The following is a 7904-nucleotide window of genomic DNA, read 5'->3' as shown; positions in this document are numbered from 1 at the left end:
CTCCGCCCCGCCCCGCCCCCTGGGGTTCCCCCAACCCCCCTCTAACCCTCTCCCAAACTCAAACAACCTAGCCTGACACCCCGAACCTCACACACTCAGCTCAGTGGGCGGAAGCGCCTCAGGCGCAGGCTGTTGGAGACCACGAAGACCGAGCTGAGGCCATCGCGACCACCCGTCCCTCGTGCGCGGTGGCATTCGGCCCGGCGCAGTCGAGCGAGCGGTGCGCCACTCCCGGACGCTCGCCGAGTCAGTCGACTAGTGCGTCGAGTGTGGCTAGGTCTTCGGGGGAGAGGATCAGCTCGCCTGCTCGCAGGTTTTCCTCGAGGTGCTGTCGGCTTGATGTACCTGGGATGGCGAGGACGTGGTTGCCGCGGCTCAGTGTCCACGCCAACCGGACCTGTGCCGCAGTCGCGCCGAGTCGGTCCGCGATCTCCTGGACCACGCCTGCCGCCGGCACCGCGGTCGGCACCCCGCCGGCCTCGCGTGACTCGGCGGTCAGCGCGAAGAACGGGATGAATGCGATCCCGAGCTCACCGCACAACTGCAGGATCTCGTCGTTCACCCGCCCGAACCCGACGCTGTACCGGTTCTGCACCGCGACCACCGGCGCGATCTCCCGCGCCTCCTGCAACAGCTCGACACGCACGTTCGACACTCCCAACTGCCGAATCATCCCCTTCTCCTGGAGTTCGGCGAGCACACCGAAATGCTCCGCGACCGACGGCAGTCCCATCTGCCGCAGATAAACGAGATCGAGTGCGTCGACCCCGAGCGCGCGCAGATCCTCCTCCACCAACCCCCGCAGCTCGTCCGGTCGCGCCATCCCGTGAGCGGTCGGCCCGACCTTCGTGGCGATCAGAAGCTCGTCCGGGTACGGCGCCAGCGCGCGCCGGATCACGTCGTTCGCCCAGTCCAGACTCTCGAATCGGGTCTGCCCGGCCGCCCCGTGGCTCGGGTAGAACGCGGCCGTGTCGATGTGGTTCACCCCGAGCGCGACCACCTCGTGGAGCAGCTCGACGGCGCGTTCCCGGGAGTCGGCCCCGCCGTCGCCGGACCCCGCGAGCCGCTTCGCCCCGAACCCGATCCGCCGGACCGAAACGTCCCCGAGTCGCCAGAATTCGACGGACTTGCTTTCCGCAATTCCCGATGATAGGTTTATTGGTAGAGAGACATTTCCCTGTGAATTCTGCATTCGGCCAGGATAAATCCTCCGGGGATATTCGTCCAGCTTTCTCCGCACATTTCGTGCGCTAGTCTTCGCGAGTGGGACTCACCCGACGTCAGCATGAACTCCTCGATGCGTGGCTGCCGTCCGCCGAGGTCGTGAAGGACCACAGCTGGGGTCTCGTCGGCACACTCGTGCTGGAGCTCATCCACGACGGACAGCGGTACATCGCGAAGGCGGGCGACGATGCCGACCATCACCTCGTCCGCGAGCTCCGGGCCCACCGCAACTGGCTACGGCCCTGGAGTACATCTCAAAGAGCGCCCGAACTCGTGCACGCCGACGACGACGCGAAACTCCTTCTCACCCGATTCCTGCCAGGCGAGCTGGTCGAAGGTACGCCGTACGAATGGGCGCCGGAGACATATCGCCAAGCCGGTGCGCTTTTGGTGGCGTTTCACCAGCAGTCCGCCGTACCGGATGACGACTATGAAGCGAGCGAGAATCGGCGGGTGCTGACAAATCTCGGCAAGCCACACCGCATCGCGCCGGGGACTGCCGAACGCCTGCGCTCCGAGATCAGCGCGTGGCCGATGCCGCCCGCAAAGCTCGTCCCGACCCACGGCGACTGGCAGCCGCGGAACTGGCTGATCGACGACGGCACCGTTCGCGTCATCGACTTCGGCCGCGCCGACCTCCGCCCGGCGTACACCGACTTGGCCCGCCTCGCCGCCCAGCAGTTCCGCGCCGACCCGGCACTCGAAGCTGCGTTCCTCGACGGCTATGGCGGCGACCCGCGGGAGCCGGCCGCCTGGTACCGCGCCCGGGTTCGCGAGGCCGTGAACACCGCGGTCTGGGCGTATCAGGTCGGCGACGAGGCGTTCGAGCAGCAGGGCCACCGGATGATCGCGGAAGCGCGCGGCGAAAATCCGTTGTGAGTCACCGCGCCCGCTGACACCGTCACACCATGTCCACCAAACAGTCCAGCGAACTCCTGCGCGAAGCGCTCACCCTCGATCGGTATCCGCGCTCGAACACCTACGACCAGCAATGGGTCGTCGACAACCTCATGGGCCCGCATCCACTGTGGAGCGCCGAAGGCCTGATGCAGGTGATGACCCTCGAACCCGGCATGCGCGTCCTCGACCTCGGTTGCGGTACGGCGCTCACGTCGATCTTCCTCGCCCGCGAGTACGACGTCGAAGTCTGGGCCACCGACCTGTGGGTCGACCCGACCGAGAACTGGCGACGTATCCAGGACGCCGGCGCCGTGGGTCGCGTTCACCCGATCCAGTCGGACGCACACAAGCTCCCGTTCGCGCAGGGCTTCTTCGACGCGGTCGTCAGCATCGGCGCGTACAACTACTTCGGCGATCGCGCAGATCCGCCGGATAGATCGCGAGCGTCTCCAGGTCCTCGGAGCCGGCCCACCGAACCTCGAAATGATTCGTCGGACAGTGCTCAGCCGCCTCGTCACCCGACAATTCAGGTACGCCATTCACATCGCCCACCAGGAAGTAGTACGCCGGCCGCCCGTTGTGGGTGCCGGTCCACAGCAGCCGATCGACCGCCCCGGTGAGCGTCGTCTCCTCCTCGAGCTCACGAAGCGCGGCGCCGGCGGCGGATTCACCCGACTCCACGTGCCCACCGGGAAGTACGGCGTACCGATGACCGGCGCAGTGCGGTCCTTGCGCGTCGGCGTACTCGCACATCACGCACTCGGCCGCGCTGGTATGCCGCAGGTACCGCTTGATGACCAGCACCCTGCCCGCGTCCACCACGACGGCGGCTCCGCGGGGAATCTTCCCAGTTGTCATGGTGATGGAGTGTGGCCGGGACCACCGACAAAATCGGTCGCCGGAGTTGGCGCTTCGTGGTGAGGTCGGGCTGTTCGAATCACCTGATGGAAGGATCCACGTCATGCCGAGTGTGCAGATCGAGGTACGTCGTCAGTACTCCGAGGCGGACGAAGTCGCCCTGATCGATGCCGTTCACAATGCACTCGTCGCGGCGTTCCGGATCCCGCCGAAGGACAAGGACGTCCGCCTCGTGGTCCACGCGCCCCACCGATTCGGCTGCTCGCCGAGCCTGACGCAGCCCGAGTTCTTCACGCTCGTCACCGTCGACTGCTTCGCCGGCCGCTCCACCGACGCCAAGCGCTCCCTCTACACGAACATCGTCACCAACCTGAAGTCCTTCGACATCCCTGCCGACCACGTCACGATCCTGGTCCGCGACCACACCACCGAGAACTGGGGTATCCGCGGCGGCCAAGCTGCCTGCGATGTCGACCTCGGCTTCAACGTCAACGTCTGAGCCCCGTGCACTCGACCCGCATGCTGACGTCGACCTTCCTCGTCCGAGCCGACCAGGTGCTGCTTGTCTACCGCCGAGGCTCCCGGGCCATCGCCGATTCCTGGGTCGGTATCGGCGGCCACGTCGAGCCTGAAGAGCTCTCCGACCCGGCGGCGGCCGCGCTCCGGGAGCTCGAGGAGGAGGTCGGCGTCACCGCGGACGACATCAGCGACTTCGCCCTTCGCTACACGGCGATGCGGGATACCGGCGCGGAGATTCGCATCACCTACTACTTCACCGCAGTTCTCCGGCCGGAGGCGCCCGTCCCGACGGAGTGCACCGAAGGCGATCTTCGGTGGTTCGGGCTGGACGTGGATCCGACGACCCTCGAGATGCCGCCGACTGCTCAGGTGGCCTTCGCGCACTGGCTGCCGAACGGTCGCCACGACGAGCAACTCCGCCTCATCACCATCGACGCTGATGGACGCACAGCGGGCCCACTCCAATGATCACGCTGCAGTTTCAGCCGAATTGGCCTCATGGTGGGCGGATGGTGATCGAGTCCTTGGCGGCGGACGGGGTTTATCGCTCGCAGTTCTCGACCGGGATCTCCAATGGCGGACTGACGGCGTTTCCGGGCGGGGACCGGTGGCGGTGGGAGAGCCGCTTGTTCGCGGGGGAGTACGACGGGAAGTCCGCGGCGGATCGTCCGGTGTACGGGGTGTGGAATCGTCGGCGTGATCCGTACGGCGGGGCGGTTCGCTTCGGGTCGTCGTACTTGCGCTTGAAGGACGAGGTGGTGGACCGGTCGACGTTCTGCTTTCCGGACTCAGCGCTGGACCCGGCGCAGGTCGGGGACAAGGCGATCCTGCCGCGGCTGTGTCAGCTGGCTGACGATTCAGGGGCCGACGAACTGGACGACTACGTCGAGGCGCAGGTCCACGGCCCGGTCCGCCTGGATGCCGACGTCGATGCCGTGGTGCTGGACCCGTCGTTCGCCGGCACGGCAGTCGAAGAGGCAGCGCGCCGACTGGGATGCACGGTCGAGGTCCACCCGGGTTTCCGCGGTACGACGGCCGATTTCGACCCGGCGTACCGCGGAGCGCACATCGTCGACCTGGCACGTTCCCTCGGCGACGAACTGACGCCGTACCTGCTCGGTCACGCCGCCCGCTCTGGCGCCCACCCGGCACAGTCCATCAAGCTGGTCTGGCACTACCTCGCCCGCTTCGGCCCGGTACTCCCGAAGCTGGCCCGAACCGACAGCTAGCTAGCGGGTGCTGGGGCGAGCCCAGCCAGTCAGCGGTCGACAGTGAGTCGGGCGACCACCAGTCGCCGCCGGGGGAGGTGAGGTTGGCGCACGGCGGCATGTCAGCGAGCTCAGGAGTGGTCGCGGGTGCCCTGTTCGGTGTGGGCGAGGAGGTCCACCAGTTGGCCGACTGTTCGCTGTCGCAGCAGAGCCTCGGGCAAGGGTTTGTCGACCTGGACCCGGTAGCTGTTGCGGCGGCCGTTCTTGTCCTTGACCACGTATCCGGCTGCCACCAGATCGGTGACGATGCCGAACGCCGCGCGCTCGGTGATGCCGAGCGTGGCCGCGATCTCCCGCAGTCGCACGCCCGGGTCGTGAGCGATGCACAGCAGCGCCCGCGCGTGGTTCGTCAGGAAGCCCCAAGCCATGACACAGAGCATACCGGTTTTCCAGATCTAGGAACTCTATTGCTAGTATTGAGATACCAGCGTAGGTTTAGTCGTGGAACTGGTTTGCGGGTCTACGTAAGCCGCTCCACCACAGGAAGGCACACCATGCGCTGCACGCGCGTCGCTCTCTATGACATCAAGACCGGCACCTTCGACGAGGTAGTCACCCAGGCGAAGTCCGGGATGGTTCCCTTGTTCACGGACAGCACCGGCTTCGTGTCCTACGGGGTTGCCCAGGTCGACAAGAACGCTTTCGTCTCCATCAGCACCTGGGAGAACCGGGCGCAGGCTGACGCGGCCGCCGTCAAGGCCGCGGACTGGGTGAAGGCCAACAGTCGGGACCGCTTCACCCTGCGCGACAACTACGTCGGTGACCTCGCCATCGACACCGGCCATCGCGAGCCGGCGCCGATCACCCACTAGATCGTCCCGGTAACGAGCCCCGCCGCGCATCGCGACGGGGCTCGTTGCCGGTCCGTCTGTTCGCCGCCGGCTTCGGGAATCCGGGCCAACCCACGTGCGAGCGTCCCCCTACGCCCAGAAGCGACGCCACACCTCGCGCTTCATCTCGGCGAGGGCATCGACAATGTCCTGCTCAGTCTCGGCACTGTCGGCGACCCCGAGTACCCGACCAACATCTGTCCACGAGGCGCCCGCCGCGCGAGCCTCACGGATCGCCTCACCAAGCGCCTTCTCGACAGCCACTGACGCTCGACAACATTCGCGCACCGCCGCTAGCGGATCTTGCTGCCACCGACCATGCTGCCGGAGCCGAAGCCGTTCACCGTGCCCAGAGAGCCGCAGATGGGGAGCTTGTGCCAACACGGAGACCACCTCCTCGTTGAACTCCTTCGAGGCTAGCGCGCCTCCTCGAGGCCCGGAAGCCAGGTCACGAACCGCATTGGGACGCAAACGCAGCCCACAAAGGGTCCCGATGTACACCCGAGTCAAGCGGCGGCGGTGCGCCTTCTTTTGAGGCGTTCCTGGTCTGGCCATTTGACGTCGTACGCCCAGCCGAGGCGTTCGAACCGCCTGATGAGCCAGGCGTTGATGTCGACCTGTCCTTTGAGTACGCCGTGGCGCGCGCAGGTGGGGTCGGCGTGATGGACGTTGTGCCATGACTCGCCCTGGCTCAGGACGGCGAGCCACCAGACGTTGCCTGACCTGTCGCGGGCGTCGAAGGGCTTCTTGCCGGTGACATGACAGATCGAGTTGATCGAGAACGTGACGTGGTGCATCAGCGCGATGCGGACCAGAGTGCCCCAGAAGAGTCCGGTGGCGGCACCGTGCCACGACCTGTCCCAAAGCCCGCCGATGAGCGCAGGGGTTAGCAGCGAGATCGCCGCCAGCTCACGGAAATGCCGCGAAATCGACACCAGGTCGCGGTCCTTCAGTAGGTCTGGGGCGTAATGCTTCGGGTCAGCGCGATCCTCGCCCCACAGCACCCAGCCGACATGGGCGAAAACAAACCCCTTGGTCACCGCCCAAGCGGTGGTGCCGTAGCGCCAGGGCGAGTGTGGATCGCCATCTCTGTCGGAGAACTTGTGGTGTTTGCGGTGGTCGGCCACCCAGCGGATGCCGGGTCCTTCAAGCGCCATGCTGCCGGCGATCGCGAGTCCGATCTTGAGGCCACGCTTGCTCTTGAAGGAGCCGTGGGTGAAGCCTCGGTGGTAGCCGACGCCGATGCCGGTCGCGGTGATCACGTAGAACACGACCAGGAGGACGATGTCGTGCCAGCCGATCCAGCCGCCCCAGGCGAAGAAGATCCCTGGCAGTAGCGCGAGAGTAGGTAGCACGATGAACACCCAGATGAGCCCACGCTCGAGCTTGCCACCAACGGGTTGGAATTCGCCTGGAGGTGAATCATCGGAACCTGCTGTTGAAGTCATGGTTCACTCCTAGATGCTGGTCTCCTCAGACCGACACCCGAGCACGGGTGGGGCCTTGGCGAGCCGCCTCTTCGGCGGCCCAAGCACGTCGCTTCTGAACCCCGAAGCCTCGCCGTCTCGGTCGGCCCGGGCGGACCGGCGCCGTATCCAAAGGATGCCCCGACGCACGATCATCCACTGGCGACTCCACCCGTAACGATGACACCTGACCACACCGCCTCCCACTCCGCATCGCCGAAGCCGACCCACCGTCCATCGCCAACTGCGCGAACCCGGCAGCTACCACCACGCCTATCGCGGGCGAACTCGAACCGGGTCGAGCCCGGACGCCGCGGCGGCGTGGCGTCCGAACTCGACGTGGCTGAGGGCGACGAATCGGTGCTGTGGGGTCATCCGTTTGCGCGACGCACATCCGGGTGCACCTCGAGGCAGCCGGGGGGGTGACGCCGGCCGGCATGGTTCGGCCGTGAGGGCCGCGCAGACCGCTGCTCACCGAGCCTCTGGTCCATAGACATCGGGCACCACACCGTGGACTCTGTTCTTATAGCGGTCGACCTGCGCGTCCCGCTTCGGCGATGTCGATGGGTCGTCGGTCTGAGTGCGTGGAACCACGGAGGTGGTCATGCTCATACTGCTGATCGTCTTACTGGTGCTCTGGCTTGTCCTGACGATCGTCGGCTTCGCCGTCGAGGGCCTGGTCTGGCTCGGCATCATCGGGATCGTCCTGTTCCTAGGGACCGGGGCGGTCGGGTTCGTTCGGCGCAAGGCCATCCACCGATAGTTGATAGGTCATGCCGTCGGCGAACCGGCCCGCGGCAGCCGGGAGCGGCGTCGACCAGCACCGTCCTCTGATCAAG

General features: G+C 66.3%; 11 protein-coding genes and 1 pseudogene. 7 read left to right on the top strand and 5 right to left on the bottom strand.

Features of this window, described 5'->3' with window-relative positions:
* Positions 1-247: 247 nt before the first annotated feature.
* A complete protein-coding gene (locus tag ACWGID_RS28780; protein ID WP_452201731.1) occupies positions 248-1192 on the bottom strand; it encodes an aldo/keto reductase in 945 nt (314 codons plus the stop codon).
* A 71-nt stretch (positions 1193-1263) separates the two neighbouring features.
* Between ACWGID_RS28780 and ACWGID_RS28775 the strand changes: the two genes are divergently transcribed.
* Both ACWGID_RS28775 and ACWGID_RS28770 read left to right on the top strand, forming a co-directional pair.
* Positions 1264-2103: a phosphotransferase gene (locus ACWGID_RS28775; protein ID WP_452201730.1), complete on the top strand. Its 840-nt coding sequence runs from the start codon at positions 1264-1266 to the stop codon at positions 2101-2103.
* 29 nt (positions 2104-2132) lie between these two features.
* A pseudogene (locus ACWGID_RS28770) lies at positions 2133-2483 on the top strand (SAM-dependent methyltransferase); the annotation flags it as partial.
* A gap of 25 nt (positions 2484-2508) precedes the next feature.
* Here ACWGID_RS28770 and ACWGID_RS28765 read toward each other — a convergent pair.
* Entirely contained in the window at positions 2509-2982 is a 474-nt protein-coding gene (locus ACWGID_RS28765) for an NUDIX hydrolase (protein ID WP_452201728.1), read from the bottom strand.
* Positions 2983-3085: 103 nt separating this feature from the next.
* Here ACWGID_RS28765 and ACWGID_RS28760 point away from each other — a divergent pair, with 103 nt between their 5' ends.
* From ACWGID_RS28760 to ACWGID_RS28750, 3 genes are read left to right on the top strand one after another with little or no spacing between them, the layout of a single operon-like run.
* Positions 3086-3481 carry a tautomerase family protein gene (locus ACWGID_RS28760; RefSeq protein WP_452201726.1) on the top strand — a complete coding sequence of 132 codons (396 nt, stop codon included), beginning with the start codon at positions 3086-3088 and terminating at the stop codon, positions 3479-3481.
* A 20-nt stretch (positions 3482-3501) separates the two neighbouring features.
* The gene (locus ACWGID_RS28755) at positions 3502-3969 is read left to right on the top strand and encodes an NUDIX domain-containing protein (protein WP_452201723.1); all 468 of its coding nucleotides are present in this window, start codon (positions 3502-3504) and stop codon (positions 3967-3969) included.
* On the top strand, positions 3966-4730 hold the full coding sequence (locus tag ACWGID_RS28750) for a DUF3626 domain-containing protein (RefSeq protein WP_452201721.1): 765 nt from the start codon (positions 3966-3968) through the stop codon (positions 4728-4730). The genes ACWGID_RS28755 and ACWGID_RS28750 overlap by 4 nt, the downstream gene beginning before the upstream one ends.
* A gap of 110 nt (positions 4731-4840) precedes the next feature.
* Here ACWGID_RS28750 and ACWGID_RS28745 read toward each other — a convergent pair whose 3' ends face one another.
* Positions 4841-5137, bottom strand: coding sequence for a helix-turn-helix transcriptional regulator (locus tag ACWGID_RS28745; protein WP_452201719.1), 297 nt, complete (start codon positions 5135-5137; stop codon positions 4841-4843).
* 126 nt (positions 5138-5263) lie between these two features.
* On the opposite strand from ACWGID_RS28745, the gene ACWGID_RS28740 reads away from it, so the two are divergent.
* A complete protein-coding gene (locus ACWGID_RS28740) occupies positions 5264-5581 on the top strand; it encodes an antibiotic biosynthesis monooxygenase (protein ID WP_452201717.1) in 318 nt (105 codons plus the stop codon).
* A 108-nt stretch (positions 5582-5689) separates the two neighbouring features.
* Here ACWGID_RS28740 and ACWGID_RS28735 read toward each other — a convergent pair whose 3' ends face one another.
* Both ACWGID_RS28735 and ACWGID_RS28730 read right to left on the bottom strand, forming a co-directional pair.
* Positions 5690-5863, bottom strand: a complete 174-nt coding sequence (locus tag ACWGID_RS28735; protein ID WP_452201715.1) for a hypothetical protein — start codon at positions 5861-5863, stop codon at positions 5690-5692.
* A gap of 242 nt (positions 5864-6105) precedes the next feature.
* Complete coding sequence (locus ACWGID_RS28730; RefSeq protein WP_452201714.1) at positions 6106-7047, bottom strand: acyl-CoA desaturase; 942 nt, start codon at positions 7045-7047, stop codon at positions 6106-6108.
* Positions 7048-7669: 622 nt separating this feature from the next.
* Between ACWGID_RS28730 and ACWGID_RS28725 the strand changes: the two genes are divergently transcribed.
* Positions 7670-7828: a hypothetical protein gene (locus ACWGID_RS28725; RefSeq protein ID WP_452201712.1), complete on the top strand. Its 159-nt coding sequence runs from the start codon at positions 7670-7672 to the stop codon at positions 7826-7828.
* Positions 7829-7904 lie beyond the last annotated feature (76 nt).

The organism is Kribbella sp. NPDC054772 (genome assembly GCF_053611945.1).
Note: the sequence above shows the minus strand (reverse complement) of the source record. Positions and strands in the feature narration are given on the sequence as shown.